This is a genomic window from Streptomyces sp. ISL-96, from assembly GCF_018614035.1.
Lineage (GTDB): Bacteria > Actinomycetota > Actinomycetes > Streptomycetales > Streptomycetaceae > Streptomyces.
Map to the genome: position 1 here is coordinate 24356 of NZ_JAGGPA010000009.1, position 14274 is coordinate 38629.

The window sequence follows — 14274 nt, forward strand, 5'->3', positions numbered from 1 at the left end:
GAAGTCGGCAACCGGAAGCTGATCAGTAACCATTCGGCCAAGCTTGGCTGCGAGGGTCTGGACCGGCCTCCGTTATCACGCGAAGGTAACGGGTCTGATCCAGACCCCCGCGCAGGTACGTTGGAGGATCACATGTCCCGAGGTATACCCAGACGTTCCGTTATCGCCGCCGGCACAGCAGCAGCCGTCGCCGCTGCCGGACCCCTCGCCGCAGCCCCCGCCCACGCGGCCACCGCCGCCCCCACCCTCCCCAACGGCACCAGCCTCGACAAGGTGCTCGTGATCGGCATGGACGGCGTACGCCACGACAGAATCGCCGCGGCCAAGGCCCCGCACCTCAAGTCCCTGATGGCCAACGGCACCTACGGCACCTCACTCCTCTACGCCAACCCCATGGCCGCCACCTCCTCCGGCCCCGGCTGGTCGACCATCGCCACCGGAGTCTGGCCCGACAAGCACGGCGTCAAGGACAACACCTTCACCGGCAAGAACTACGCCCGCTACCCCGGGTTCCTCGCCCGCCTCGCCCAGGTACGCCCCGCCCTCTCCACCTACGCCGCCGTCGACTGGAAGCCGCTGGACACCCAGGGCACGGTCACCCCCGGCGCCGACGCCAAGCTCGTACTCGACGGTGACGCCGACGGCTACACCGGCCACGACGCCACCATCGCCGCCGAGACCGAGTCGATCCTGCGCGAACAGAACCCGGACGTCCTCTTCGTCTACTTCGGCCAGACCGACATCGTCGGCCACAACTCCGGCGCCGCGAGCTCGAAGTACCTCGACGCCATCGACTTACAGGACGCCTACGTCGGTCGCCTCCTCGCCGCCATCAAAACTCGCCCCACCTACGCCTCCGAGCGCTGGACGGTCATCGTCACCACCGACCACGGCCACACCGACCCAGGCGGCCACGGCGGAAGCGCCATCGAGGAGCGCCGTACGTTCGTCCTCGCCCAGGGCCCGGGAATCGCCGCCGGTGCCCGGCCCGTCGACACCCGCCTCGTCGACGTCGCAGCCACCGTCTTCAAGCAGCTCGGCATCACCCCGGACCCCGCCTGGGGCCTGGACGGCAAGCCCATCCAGGAGCGCTCCACCGACCCCTTCGACGCCCTGCATTCCTCCCTCTCCGCCCGCGTCGACGAGACCGGCATCCCGGCCGGCGTCCTCGGCTTCACGCACACCGCGCCCAGCGGCTGGTCCGTCATCAACAACGCCATGGGCACCGGCGGCATGACCGAGTGGCGCGGCTGGTCCTTCGCCACCGACGAGTTCTGGTCCAGGACCCAGCGCGACCAGTCCCGCGAGCTCAACGTCCGCTCGCGCGGCGTCTTCGCGGTCGCCGACTCCGACGAGTGGGCGGACAAGGCCTTCTCCGGTACGTACGACTCGACCCTCGTCACCCCGGCGTACGCCGTCGGGGGCAAGGCCACCGTGAAGCTCGACTTCACCACCTTCTACCGGCAGGAGGGCAGCCAGAGCGCCCAGATCCTCGCCTCCTGGAACGGCGGCACTCCGGTCGCCGTCAGGTCGTACACCTCGGACGTCATCTCACAGCCCCAGTCCCTCACCCTGAACGTCCCCTCCGGGGCCACCAGCGTCAGCTTCCGCTTCCGTTACACCGGCAGCAACAACTGGTACTGGACGATCGACGGGGTGAAGATCACAGCGGTCTGATTAAGGTGGGGGCGCCCGGACGGTGTGGTCCGGGCACCCCCAGCGTTTATTGCGTACGGCAGGAGTCCGGCACATGGCAGAGCGCAAGCCGATCGAATCATGGCTCACCGACATGGACGGCGTCCTCATTCACGAGGGAACGCCCATCCCCGGCGCCGATGCCTTCATCAAGCGCCTCCGCGAGTCGGGCAGGCCCTTCCTGGTGCTGACGAACAACTCGATCTACACCGCCCGCGACCTCCACGCCCGGCTCTTCCGCATGGGCCTGGACGTGCCGGTCGAGAACATCTGGACCTCGGCGCTCGCCACCGCCCGCTTCCTGGACGACCAGCGGCCCGGCGGCACGGCCTACGTCATCGGCGAGGCGGGACTGACCACCGCGCTGCACGACATCGGTTACGTCCTGACCGACCACGAGCCGGATTATGTGGTTCTGGGCGAAACGCGTACGTACTCCTTCGAGGCTCTCACCAAGGCGATCCGGCTCATCAACGCCGGTGCGCGTTTCATCTGTACCAACCCCGACGAGACCGGCCCGAGCCGGGAGGGTCCGCTGCCCGCCACCGGGGCCGTCGCCGCGCTCATCACCAAGGCGACGGGCAAGGACCCGTACTTCGCGGGCAAGCCGAACCCGCTGATGATGCGGACCGGGCTCAACGCGATCGGCGCGCACTCCGAGACCAGCGCCATGATCGGCGACCGGATGGACACGGACGTCCTGGCGGGGCTGGAAGCGGGCATGGAGACGTTCCTGGTCCTGACCGGTCTGACGGGGCCGGCGGACGTCGACCGCTACCCGTTCCGGCCCTCGACGATCGTCGATTCGATCGCGGACCTCGTCGACCGCGTCTGACCGTTCCGCGACGCACCTCCAGGGGCCCGTACGGCCCAGTCGCGGGCCCCTGGAGATGCGAAATGCGGCCGTACCGGTGAATCTTCGTAGTACCAGGAGGTTCACTATGCGCTCAATACAGCTCGCTCTCTGTGCCGGAGTGGCGGCCGCGGCAGTCATCGTCCCGGCGGCCGCCGCACACGCCGCCCCCGCCGACAACGGGACCGAGGGCCGGGTCGTGGTCACCCCGTCCACCATCGCTGCCGGCGGGGAGGTGGATCTGCGGGTCGACGTGTGCAGGGGCAGGCACGCCACGGGTACGTCCGACGCCTTCTCGTCGCCCGCCCACTTCAGCCCCGCCGCGGACCGCGGTGACCTTTTCGCCGAGGCCCGCATCCGCTCGGACGCCAAGGCCGGGGACTACCAGATCTGGGTGAAGTGCAAGGACGGCGGCCAGGCCAGTGGCACCGTCACCGTGGTCCACCACCACGAGCCCACTCACCACCCCACCCACCACGCGACCCCTGTCGCACCCGTGCACGCGGGCGGCGGCGGCACGGCGGAGGTCGCCGCGGCCGACGAGGGCGGGCCGGGGACGCCGCACACCGTGATCGGGCTCGTGCTGGCGGGCGTGGCGGCCGTGGCCGTGGCGTACCGGAGCGTACGCCGCCGTCGTCGTACGGACTCGGACTGACATGTCCTCCGAGGACCGCCCCGCAAGCGGCGGCGGACGGCTGCTGACGGGTGTCGCCTGGGCCGTGCTGCTGCTCGGGCTGTGGCTGTGGGGCCGGGAGATGACCAACGGCCCCGGCGGCAGCTCGGCGCCGACCACCGGAGACGTGGCCGCTGTCGGCCGCCCGCTGGGAGTGCCACTGCCTCCCGCGCACCCGCCCGTCGGTGGTACGGCGCCGCGGCACCTCGCCGTGCCCTCCATCGGCATCACGGCCCCTGTCGTGCCCCGTGGGCTCGACACGTCGGGCGCCGTCGATCCGCCGCCGTACCACCAGCCGTCGAAGGTCGGCTGGTACGGCAGCGGGACCGCGCCGGGCGCCGAGGGAGCCGCGTTGCTCGTCGGGCATGTCGACACCGAGAGCAAGCCCGCCGTCTTCTACCACCTGAGCGCCGCGCGCCCCGGCGAGAAGATCCGGGTGACGGGGGCAGGCGGCGAGCGCCTGGAGTTCACCATCGACGACGTCCAGGTCTTCACGCGCGAACGCTTCGACCCGCAGAAGGTGTACGGCCCCCGCGAGAGCGACCGGGCGGAACTGCGCCTGATCACCTGCGGGGGCACGTACGACAAGAAGGCCCGCACCTACACGGCGAATGTGGTGGTGTCGGCCTACCTGACGGGTACCAGTCAGGGCTGACGAAGCCGTGTACGCGCCGTTACGCCGCCACCGGAGCCGCCGCCGGAGCAGTACGCCCCGCCGCCCGCAGCCCGAGCGCGCCGAACACCCCCGCGAACACCGCCCAGAGCAGCGCGTGCGAGGCCAGCGACAGGATGCGGAAGTCCCACAGCAGCGTCGCCGGTACGGGGACCTCGTCCGGGTTGCCCGGCAGCGCGAAGAGCACCGCGAGCGTCGCGACCGCCGTGACGGCCACCGCGACCTGGCGCACCGGATCCGACCGGTCGGCCAGGCGTACGTACACCTGCCAGGCCAGCACCATGCCGAGGATGCCGATCACGACGGCCGCCAGCCACAGGGCCTGGCGGCTGGCGACGGTGCCGGAGTCTCCGACCCCCGGCGGGTTGGCGGGGTAGCGGAGTCCCGGCAGCAGCGAGACCGCCACGAAGGCGGCCGCGCCGAAGGCCAGGGCGCGGGGCCACGGCCGTTCACCGAGGCCCGTACGGCGGTGCACCAAGGCGTAGGCGAGTGCGAACAGGGCGCCCAGCGCGAGGCCCGCTATGACCGCCGTGACGACCAGGCCGACGTGCTGGGTGGAGCGGGAGAACAGTTCCTCGTGGTGCTGGACGGCCGTGGCGGCGTCGTGCGAATGCTCCTTGGCGGCGGAGCGCGCCTCTTCGAGGCGGATCGCACGGTCCATCAGGGGCTCGGCGAGGAGCAGGGAGAACAGGCCGGCGGCAAGGCCGGCCACCCCGCCCGCCGCCAGCCCGCGTCCGAGCAGGGGCAGTACAGGTGTTGACATGGTGCGTACGGCCCCGATCAGTGGCAGGGGGCACCGAAGAGGTGCCTGCCGTCGTGCGAGAACTCGTGGAGGTAGTCGCCCGTCGCGGCGACGGCCGTGCCGTTGTCCATGAAGACCGCGTAGAGCGCGACCAGGGCGATGATCGCCGCAGCGGCCATGATCAGCCAGTGGCGGGCGGTGGTCGTGGCGGACGTGACCGCCGCGGTGTCGGTGTGCTGCGCGGTGTGCAGTGACATACCGGTGTGCCTCCTTCTGGGGTTTCCACGCCCCATTGCAGGAGAGGCGACGGGTCAGTTCCTGACTCCCGTACGGGGGCACTTGGGCCCTCGTACGGTCACAGTGGCGGGACCGTCCCGGGATCGCACCGGGTTCCTGTCCACCGTCGCCTCGATGTGTGTGGAGTTGTCCTCCGGAGAGTCCCAGCCTGGCTGAGCACTGTCAACAGGGCGATTTACCGGCGTGGCTGCCGGCGCTCGCGTACCCGTGCCCGTACCCTTCCGCGCCCCCCGCGCCGGGCCGGTGTGTCAGGATGGTTTCGACCGGATGTGTCCGGGGAGGGGCCGGGGGGTCCTCATATATTCAGTACAGCCAAGGGGGAGTTGGATGTACGGCAGTTACAGCGGCCGTAGGCGTAAGGGTGTCCTGGTGACCGCGGTGGGGGCCGCGCTGCTTCTGGCGGGCTGTTCCTCGTCCGGCGGAGGCGGCGGCGAGAACCGGCCACAGGTGAAGCAGCAGCCGAAGGGCAGCGATCCGTACTGGGTCAATCCGGAAGGAAACGCCGCCAAGCAGGTCGCGACGTACGCCGAGGAAGGCGACGACGAGAAGGCCGATCTGATCACGAAGATCGCCGAGCAGCCGACCGCCGAGTGGATCGGTCCGGAGAACGCCGAGGCGCAGGCCAAGGGGTACACGGAGGCGGCCGAGAAGGCCGACCGCGACGCGCTGCTCGTGCTCTACAACATCCCGCACCGCGACTGCGGGCAGTTCTCGAAGGGCGGCGCCGCCGACGGCAACGCCTACCGGGCGTGGGTCGACGAGATCGCGAAGGGCATCGGCGACCGCCCGGCGACCGTGATCCTGGAGCCGGACGCGGTGCTCCATCTCGTACAGAACTGCACGCCGGAGGAGTTCCACGAGGAGCGGTACGACCTCCTCAAGGGCGCCATCAAGCGCCTCAAGCAGCAGCCGAAGGCCAAGGTCTACCTCGACGCGGGCAACGCGGGCTGGAAGACGCCGGACGCGCTGTTCGAGCCGCTCCAGCGGGCGGGCATCGCGGACGCCGACGGCTTCTCGGTGAACGTCTCCAACTTCCAGACCACCGAGGCGTCCAAGGAATTCGGCAAGAAGCTCTCGCCGAAGGTGGGCAACAAGCCCTTCGTGATCGACACCAGCCGCAACGGCAACGGTCCGTACACCGAGGGCGACCCCGAGGAGAACTGGTGCAATCCGCCGGGCCGCGCGCTCGGTGAGAAGCCGACCACCAAGACGGGTGATCCGCTGGTCGACGCGTTCCTGTGGATCAAGCGTCCCGGTGAGTCGGACGGCGACTGCAAGGGCGGCCCGAAGGCCGGCGAGTGGTACGAGGAGTACGCGCTCGAACTGGCCCGCAACGCGAAGTAGTCGTTACGCGGGAAACGAGGGGAGGGCCGCCCGGCGCCGGGCGGCCCTCCCCTCTCCGTTACCGGGAGCGGTCTACGGGCTCTACGGGACCTCGATCCAGACGCCCTCGGACGGGGTGCCCTGATCGTCCGTCACGAACAGCATGTAGTAGCCGGACGGCACCAGCGCCCGGTTCTTCGGCACGGTGACCGAGATGCCGTCCTTCGTCTTCTTCATCTCCAGCGCGACCGTGCGCTGATCGACATCCGTCACATGGGTGACCGCACTCGGCCGCATCAGCTTCGCGTCCTTGACGGACGCGGCGTGCGCCGACTTGAAGGTCGCCGTACCGCCCCGCTTGATGCTGGCCGGACCGCCGGTGAGCTTCGGCCGCGCGTCCCGGAAGAGGTACGGCGGCGTATAGATCTCGATGCGCTGCTCGAAGACGCCGGGCCGGGTGTTGGTCTTGTCGGAGTAGAGCGAGTCGGACCCGAAGATCATGACGCGTCCGTCGGGCAGCAGCAGCGAGCCCGAGTGGTAGTTGCGGCCCACGGCCGGGTCGGCCACCCGGCGGTACTTGCCGGTCTTGGCGTCGTACAGCCGCGCCTGAAGGATGTCGGAGCCGCCGCGCCCGCGGTAGTCGTTGGAGCCGCCGGTGATCAGGACGGTGTCGTCGGGCATCAGGGACGCGCTCGGGTAGCGGGTGCCCTCATCGAGCGAGTCGCCGTCCTTGAAGCGGGGGTTCGGGTCCTTGAGGTCGACCAGGCGCGACTTCTCACTGGACTTCTCGGACTCGCCGACTCCACCCCCGCCGATGACCATGTACTTCTCGTCCTGGGCGGGAGGCAGCCGCACGGTCGCGGAGGTCTCCATCCGGTCCGGGTCGCTGAGGCCGGGGATCTTCTTGAACTTGTTGGTCTTCAGGTCCCAGATGCCCGGCTCGCGGCCCTCGTCGGCGGGCCCGTACCCGGCGTTGGAGCCGGAGTAGAAGAGCTTGCCGTTGTTCATCAGGAAGATCGCGGGGTACGTCGGGAACTTCCTGATGACCCCGGTGTACTCCCACTTCTTCGTGACGGGGTCGTAGATCTCGTCCTTGCCGGGCACGATCTGCCCGATCTCGTCCAGCCCGGACAGCGACAGGACCTTGCCGTCCTCCAGCGTCGTGAGCGTCGGGTACCAGCGGGCCTCGTTCATCGGGTCGACGGTGATGTACTTCTCCGCCACCGGATCGAACTCGTAGGCCTCCTTGATGCCCTGGAAGTCCTTCTTGTCCAGGGCGAGCTTCTGCGCAATGCCGTACACGTTCTTGGCGTCGGTGCCCGTGAGGCCGTGGACCCGGTAGTTGTCCTCCGTACCGGACTCGTACTTCTTGCCGGACGCCTTGGCCTCGACGTAGATCCGCCCGAGCCCCGCCTCGGTGCGCAGGAACCGGCCGGTCGCCGGGTCGAAGATCTTCTTGGCCTTCTCCACCAGGACGGGGTCCTTGGAGACGTACGTCTTGCCGTTCTTCTTCCCCGTGAAGATCGTGCCCGCCGGCAGCGTCTTCGGGGCGTCCGGGTCCTCGTTGTGGACGATCATCAGGCCGCCGGCCTTGGTGACGTCGCCCTCAAGCTTCTCGTACCGCTTGGTGCCGCCCGCCACGAGCAGCTTTCCGTCGGGGAGCTGGGTGTGCCCGGCGCAGAACATGTCCTTGGGCGTCGGGATCATCTTGTACTCGTCGGTCTTCGGGTCCCACAGCACCGACTGGAACTTCTTGGCGTCGAAGTTCTTCTGGTTGTTCCCCGAGCCCGCGATGAGCAGCACCTTGCCGGTGTGCAGCAGGGCGGCGTGGATCGTGTTGATCCGGAACTCCGCGGGGACGTCGAGGAAGTCCCAGTGGCCGTTGGCGGCCTTGTACTCCGGCCGGTTGATCTTGTAGTCGTGGTACTGCTCCGAGCCGAAGCGGTAGAGCGCGGGCCCGTTCATCCCCGCCAGAGCGAGCACCACCGCACCCGTTATCGCCAGGCGGCGGGTGCGGCGGCTCGGACGGTAGTTCATTTCTTACGTCCCCCAAGGGCGATCTGCATGGTCTGGTCGGAAGCGGTCCAGGTGGGCTTCTGCTGCGGCAGGTGAGCCTCGGTCGGGGGACCGGCCGGCGGCTGCTCGGAGTGGCTCGGCGGCGGCGCCCCGTGCCTGCCCGGTGTCTTCCTCTTCCTCTTCTTCTCCTCGCGCATGGACCAGCGCCAGGCGAAGATCGGGGCCGCCGTGATGAGCAGCGCCAGTGTGGCCCAGGTGATCATCGCGGGGTGGTTGTGGCCGAAGTAGAAGGAGGAGCCGAGGGATCCGCCGAAGACCAGGATGAAGAACAGGTGGATACGGAAGGTGCCGAAGAGCGTGTCGGGGCTGGAGGAGTCGCCCTTGGGCGTCACCACGAAGCTGGACTTGCGGCGGAACGCGGCGTCCATGAGCGAGCGCGCGTAGATCGGCGCCGAGAGCGCGGACATCACCATGCCGGCCAGACCGCCGGAGCCCTCGGGCTCGTGCGGCGACACGTTGTGGCGGCGGTTCCAGATGTAGAGGCCGATCTGGAGCGCGGAGGCGTTGCCGTACAGCATCATCCAGATCGCCGGGTCGATCTGCACACCCGAGGCGCCCATGCCCAGGAAGAGCGCGCAGCTCAGTGCCGCGAGGATCCAGTTCATGGCCGACATCGGGTAGAAGATGATCATCATCGTGTAGTTGAAGAGCTTGCCCGCGGGCATGGTGCCGTAGCCCCTCCAGTACTGCTTGAGGATCGTCTCGTACGTTCCGCGGGACCAGCGCAGCTGCTGCGTGAAGAAGTCGGTCCAGGCGGTCGGGCCCTCGCCGACGGCCAGCACGTCCGGGGTGTAGACGGACCGCCACTTCTTGCGGGTGGCCGGGTTCGTGGCGCGGTGGATCTCGAAGCCCGTCGCCATGTCCTCGGTGATCGAGTCGTACAGGCCGCCGATCTGCTTGAGCGCGCTGATGCGCACGGCATTGGACGTGCCGACGAACATCGGCGCGCCGTAGCGGTTACCCGCGCGCTGGATCAGGGCATGGAACAGGAACTGCTGCGACTCGGCGGCCTTGGTGACGAAGGTGTCGTAGTTGCCGTACACCTGCGGCCCGATGACGAAGCCGATGTCCGGGTCGCGGAAGTAGCCGAGCATCCGCTCCAGGTAGTTGGGCAGCGGAACGTGGTCGGTGTCGACGGAGGCGAAGAAGTCGTAGTCGTCGCCGTGCGCGTCGAGCCAGGCGTTGTAGTTGCCGTGCTTGGTCTTGGCGCGGTGCGGTCCCTTGGCCTGGTTCCACTTCGCGATGCCCTTGCGCGAGAAGTGGTGCACGCCGAGGCGCTCGCAGACCTCTCTGACCGCCGGGTCGTTGCCCTCGTCCAGCAGCCATACGTGCATCAGCCCGCGGTGGCGGATCCTGACCGCCGCCTCCAGCGTCTTCGTCACCATCTCCAGCGGCTCTTTGCCGGGCACGAAGGAGGTGAGGAAGGCGACCCGGGTGCCGGTCTCGGGCACGACGGGTACGGGGTCGCGGGCGACCAGGGTGGCGTGCGCGTTCGACAGGACATTCATCGTGCGGAAGAGCTCGATCAGTCCGATCGAGACCAGCATGACGATGTCGAGGATCACCAGCGTGTCGTTCTTGAGGTTCGGGTCGCGCTCGGTCCAGTGCGCGGGCTGCATCAGCCAGACGAACAGCCCCAGCGACAGCAGCGGCGCGGCGCACAGCAGCAGGGCGGCGCGGATACGGTGCGGCTCCTGCGAGAGCAGCGAGCGGTACTGCACGGTGTACGGCTTGGCCGGGTCGGGCTGGGTCAGGGGCCCGGCGAGTCGGCTGTAGTGCTCGTAGTCGTATCTCGGCAGCGGCTTTTTGGCCCGCATACGGGACCCGCCGGTCCGCAGCTGCGGGGGTACCCGAAGCTGTGCGGTCCGGGAAGGGTCGTTGTTGTGCCGGGCGCCGGTCGGCGTCGACGTCATGAGTCATCCCCCCGCACGCATGCTGGCTGCGTGTGTTCGTCGGTCTCTTCACCCGGCGGCGGTCCCCCTCGACCATCCCGGGCGTACAAGTGGTCTGCTGTCATCCCTTCAGACCTTCAGACATGGGACGACAACCTTCCGGTTGCATGATGCCCGCCCCGGAATCGCTCCACGAACGGGGCCCCCGCCCCCTGTGCTCCGTCAGCCCCCCGGCTGTCGGACTCGCCCCCAACTTGCCCGAACCGCCCGCCCCATTGGAGCCACTGGCTCCAGGATAGGGTCTACGACCCCCATCCTTGATCGCAAGGGTGAAACAAGGCGTTTACCGGTCATACGAGGGCTTTGGGGGCCGGTTGCGACACGGGTTCGGTGTCGGTGGAGTGTCCGGAAATCACCGAAGCCCCCTCACGCTCGGTGAGGGGGCTTCGACGTCGTGTGCGCCGCCAGGGACTCGAACCCCGGACCCGCTGATTAAGAGTCAGCTGCTCTAACCAACTGAGCTAGCGGCGCCTGTCTGACCCGGAGAACTTTACCCGACTGTCGCGGGTGCTCGGACCGGCCACGCCACGTACTGTCCGTTTGGTTATCATTTGTACCGTCAGCATGCGTTATGTCCAGAGAGTTGAAACACTGTCACCCGTGCAGATGCGCCAAAAAAACCCACGGGAGGGGAACCGCATGACGATGCCGGTTTTCGAGGAGTACGAGCCCGCGGCCGACTGCGGCTGCCCGGGCTGCGCCCAGGAACGCCGGGCCGCGGCCCTCGGCCTGACGGTCGCGGCCGGCGGCCACCCGGCCGCCCACGGAGCCCGCCGCGCGCTGGTGCTCGCCACCGCCGCGGGCGTGGTCCTCGGCGGCGGCGCCGGCGGCGCGGCGACCGCCGCCGCTCCCGGCCATGCTCCCGCCAGGACGGGAGCCGACCACGACCCGGAGACCCCGCAGGGCGGCCCCGCTCCGCTGCACGGCGGCCGGCCGGGTGACAACGGCCAGACGGGCCAGACCTCGCACGTCACCCCGACGGCCACCCGGCCCGCCCTGAGGGTCACCACCCGAGCCGAGATCATCACCCGCGCCAAGCGCTGGCTGGACGCCAAGGTCCCGTACAGCATGGAGAAGTACTGGAGCGACGGATACCGGCAGGACTGCTCGGGGTACGTGTCGATGGCCTGGAACCTCGACGGCAACGAATGGACGGGCAGCCTCGCCGGGTACGGCACGCGTATAAACCGGGAGCAGCTGGAGCCCGGCGACATCCTCCTCTTCCACAACCCGGCCGACCCGAACAAGGGCTCGCACGTCACGATCTTCGGCGGCTGGACCGACTCCACGCAGACCCACTACATCGCGTACGAGCAGACCCGCCCGCACACCCGCAGGCAGGCCACCCCGTACGCCTACTGGAACAACTCCTCGCGCTATCTCGGGTACCGCTACAACGGACTCAGCGGTGGCACCGGTGGCACCGGCGGCGCCGGTGCCACCACAACGGCCTACCCCGGCCGGAAGTACTTCGGACCGGGCGCGAACAACAGGTACGTCACCCAGCTCGGCAAGATGCTCGTCGCGCGGGGCGGCAAGCGGTTCTACAGCGTGGGCCCCGGACCCGCCTGGGGCGAGGCCGACCGGCGCGCCACCGAGGCGTTCCAGCGCGCCCAGGGCTGGACCGGCTCGGAGGCCGACGGCACGCCGGGGCCGCACACCTGGCGGCTGCTGGTCTCGAAGCAGGGCAAGGACATCCCGGCGGCGGACGGCGGCGGCCAGGGCGCCGGCAGCGGCTCCGGCGGTACGGGGACTGGGACGGGCGCGGGTACAGGCGCCACGACCGGTGGCCTGAAGTTCCCCGGCCGGCAGTACTTCAGGCCCGGCCAGTCGAACGAGTACGTCGACAAGCTCGGCAGACAACTGGTGAGGAAGGGCTACGGCAAGCACTACGTGTCGGGGCCGGGCCCGCGCTGGACCGAGGCGGACCGGCGCAACGTCGAGGCGTTCCAGCGTGCGCAGGGCTGGCGCGGTGCGGCGGCCGACGGTTACCCCGGCCCCCAGACTTGGCGGCGGCTCTTCGCATGACGGAGGAACGATGAGCACCACGACATCAGAGACATCCGAGCCCGACGGTGCATCGGCGGTGACGGCCTCCGCACCGGACGCTTCCGGGCGGCCGGGCGCCGAGGTCGCGCCGAGGGCCCCGGTCATCAGGAACGAGTCCACCGTCGAGATCCCGGTGCACCTCCTCTTCCGCGACGACATCGGCCCGACCGCGCTGACGCTGCCGCCGGGCGCCTCGGTGATCAGCCGCCGGAAGGGCACGGGCGAGCAGCCCCGAGTCGATGGCCGCGGCCAGCCCGCGCCGGGGCCCGCGTCCACCTCCGCCTCCGCTTCCGCACCTGGGCACGTCCGGTCCCCCCGGCCCGCGGCGCCCGCCGACGCCGGGCTCGCGGAGCGGCCGGGCCCCGCGCTGCCCGGCTGGTGTGCGGTCGGAGTGGGGGCGGGCGCGCTCGCGGTGGGCGCGGCGCTGGTGTGGTGGACGGGGGCGGTGCCGCCGCCGGTCGCCGTACTGCTCGGGCTGCCCCTTCGCCCGTACGACGGAATCGCGCTCGGGACATGGGCGGTGCTGGCCGCGCTGGTGGTTCTGGTCCTCTTCGCGTTCGGCGGTCTGGCCCGGGGGCGGGTCGGATACGCCTGGGTGCTGTCGCTGTTCGGCGACTACCGGGGGACCGTGCGGCGCAGCGGCCTGGTGTGGGTGAGCCCGCTGCTGCTGCGCCGCCGGGTCGACGTACGGCTGCGGCATTGGCGCAGTGAACCGATGCCGGCCGTGGACGCGCACGGCGTCGCGCTGCAGGTCGTGGTCCTGGTGGTGTGGCGGATCAGGGACACGGCGCGGGCGGTGCTCGCCGTCGAGGACCACGTCCAGTACTTGCGCGAGCAGGTGGAGGCGGCGATGGCGCGGGTGCTGTCGCAGCTGCCGGCCGACGCCTTCCACGACACGGCGCCGACGCTGCGCGACGCGGAGGCGGTCGGTGACGCGCTGACGCGGATGCTGGCGGCGGAGGCGGCGCCGGTGGGCATCGACGTCTCCTCGGTGCAGCCGACGCGGATCGAGTACGCCCCCGAGGTGGCGGCGGCGATGCGGCGCCGGCGGGTCGCGGCGCTCGACGCGCAGCACCGGGACAGTGTGCTGACGTCGGTGGTGGACGCGGTGGACGACACGGTGACGCGGCTGACGTCGCGGGGGCTGGTCGAGCTGGACGACTACGAGCGGAAGGCGCTCGTGAAGGACTTGACGGTGGCGTTCTACACGGGCCGTGGGGAGGGTCTGTGAACACCTCCACGATTGGTCTGGACATGTTCATTTACCGTTAATACATTGGGACTTGGTCTAGACCGCACGACACGCGCGCAGCACAGCTCACAGAACTGCCCCCACGTTCAGGAGCCAGCATGCGAATCAAGATGGGTGCGGCCGTGGTAGGCCTCGCGATAGCCGGGGTGTCCCTTGTGGGCACCGGCAGCGCGAGCAGCCACGGCTACACGGACTCCCCGATCAGCCGGCAGAAACTCTGTGCCAACGGCACGGTGACCGGCTGCGGCAACATCCAGTGGGAACCGCAGAGCGTCGAAGGGCCGAAGGGATTCCCCACCTCCGGTCCGGCCGACGGCAAGATCTGCGCCGGCGGCAACAGCCAGTTCGCCCAGCTCGACGACCCCCGCGGAGGAGCCTGGCCCGCCACCAGGCTCACTGCCGGCCAGGGGTACGGCTTCCGCTGGCAGTTCACCGCCAGGCACGCGACGAGTGACTTCAGGTACTACATCACCAAGAACGGCTGGGACTCCAGCAGGCCGCTCACCCGGGCGGCCCTGGAATCGCAGCCGTTCATGACGGTCCCGTACGGCGGCCAGCAGCCGCCGTCCACCCTGACCCACCAGGGGACGGTCCCGACCCAGAAGACCGGGCGGCACATCATCCTGGCGGTCTGGACCATCGCGGACACGACGAACGCGTTCTACGCGTGCTCGGACGTCCAGTTCTGA

The 14274-nt window shown here is 69.6% G+C and carries 12 protein-coding genes, 1 tRNA gene and 1 riboswitch; of the genes, 8 read left to right on the forward strand and 5 right to left on the reverse strand.

Annotation, left to right across the window (positions count from 1 at the left end; all coding sequences use genetic code 11):
- The first annotated feature begins 132 nt into the window (after positions 1–132).
- From J7E96_RS05915 to J7E96_RS05930, 4 genes are all read left to right on the forward strand, one after another.
- Positions 133–1677 carry an alkaline phosphatase family protein gene (locus tag J7E96_RS05915; protein ID WP_215128172.1) on the forward strand — a complete coding sequence of 515 codons (1545 nt, stop codon included), beginning with the start codon at positions 133–135 and terminating at the stop codon, positions 1675–1677.
- 73 nt (positions 1678–1750) lie between these two features.
- Entirely contained in the window at positions 1751–2530 is a 780-nt protein-coding gene (locus J7E96_RS05920) for an HAD-IIA family hydrolase (RefSeq protein WP_214898322.1), read from the forward strand.
- 106 nt (positions 2531–2636) lie between these two features.
- Positions 2637–3203 carry a hypothetical protein gene (locus tag J7E96_RS05925; RefSeq protein ID WP_215128174.1) on the forward strand — a complete coding sequence of 189 codons (567 nt, stop codon included), beginning with the start codon at positions 2637–2639 and terminating at the stop codon, positions 3201–3203.
- Between the two features lies 1 nt (position 3204).
- A complete protein-coding gene (locus J7E96_RS05930) occupies positions 3205–3876 on the forward strand; it encodes a class F sortase (RefSeq protein ID WP_215128176.1) in 672 nt (223 codons plus the stop codon).
- Between the two features lie 19 nt (positions 3877–3895).
- Here the strand turns inward: J7E96_RS05930 and J7E96_RS05935 are convergent, their stop codons facing one another.
- On the reverse strand, positions 3896–4657 hold the full coding sequence (locus J7E96_RS05935; RefSeq protein WP_215128177.1) for a CbtA family protein: 762 nt from the start codon (positions 4655–4657) through the stop codon (positions 3896–3898).
- 17 nt (positions 4658–4674) lie between these two features.
- Positions 4675–4893 (reverse strand): CbtB-domain containing protein, encoded by a 219-nt coding sequence (locus J7E96_RS05940; RefSeq protein WP_215128179.1) that lies wholly within the window; start codon positions 4891–4893, stop codon positions 4675–4677.
- Between the two features lie 55 nt (positions 4894–4948).
- A riboswitch (cobalamin riboswitch) is annotated at positions 4949–5033 on the reverse strand.
- A gap of 227 nt (positions 5034–5260) precedes the next feature.
- Here J7E96_RS05940 and J7E96_RS05945 point away from each other — a divergent pair.
- The gene (locus J7E96_RS05945) at positions 5261–6277 is read left to right on the forward strand and encodes a glycoside hydrolase family 6 protein (RefSeq protein ID WP_215128181.1); all 1017 of its coding nucleotides are present in this window, start codon (positions 5261–5263) and stop codon (positions 6275–6277) included.
- An 81-nt stretch (positions 6278–6358) separates the two neighbouring features.
- Here J7E96_RS05945 and J7E96_RS05950 read toward each other — a convergent pair whose 3' ends face one another.
- The 3 genes from J7E96_RS05950 to J7E96_RS05960 form a co-directional block, all read right to left on the reverse strand.
- On the reverse strand, positions 6359–8293 hold the full coding sequence (locus tag J7E96_RS05950; protein WP_215128183.1) for a kelch motif-containing protein: 1935 nt from the start codon (positions 8291–8293) through the stop codon (positions 6359–6361).
- Positions 8290–10245 (reverse strand): glycosyltransferase family 2 protein, encoded by a 1956-nt coding sequence (locus J7E96_RS05955; RefSeq protein WP_215128185.1) that lies wholly within the window; start codon positions 10243–10245, stop codon positions 8290–8292. The genes J7E96_RS05950 and J7E96_RS05955 overlap by 4 nt, the downstream gene beginning before the upstream one ends.
- 436 nt (positions 10246–10681) lie before the next feature.
- Positions 10682–10755: transfer RNA gene (locus tag J7E96_RS05960), tRNA-Lys, on the reverse strand.
- A 168-nt stretch (positions 10756–10923) separates the two neighbouring features.
- Between J7E96_RS05960 and J7E96_RS05965 the strand changes: the two genes are divergently transcribed.
- The 3 genes from J7E96_RS05965 to J7E96_RS05975 all read left to right on the forward strand — a co-directional run bounded on the left by J7E96_RS05965 (position 10924) and on the right by J7E96_RS05975 (position 14274).
- Entirely contained in the window at positions 10924–12312 is a 1389-nt protein-coding gene (locus J7E96_RS05965) for a peptidoglycan-binding protein (RefSeq protein ID WP_215128187.1), read from the forward strand.
- 10 nt (positions 12313–12322) lie between these two features.
- Positions 12323–13564 (forward strand): SPFH domain-containing protein, encoded by a 1242-nt coding sequence (locus tag J7E96_RS05970; RefSeq protein ID WP_215128189.1) that lies wholly within the window; start codon positions 12323–12325, stop codon positions 13562–13564.
- A 119-nt stretch (positions 13565–13683) separates the two neighbouring features.
- Entirely contained in the window at positions 13684–14274 is a 591-nt protein-coding gene (locus J7E96_RS05975; protein WP_215128190.1) for a lytic polysaccharide monooxygenase, read from the forward strand.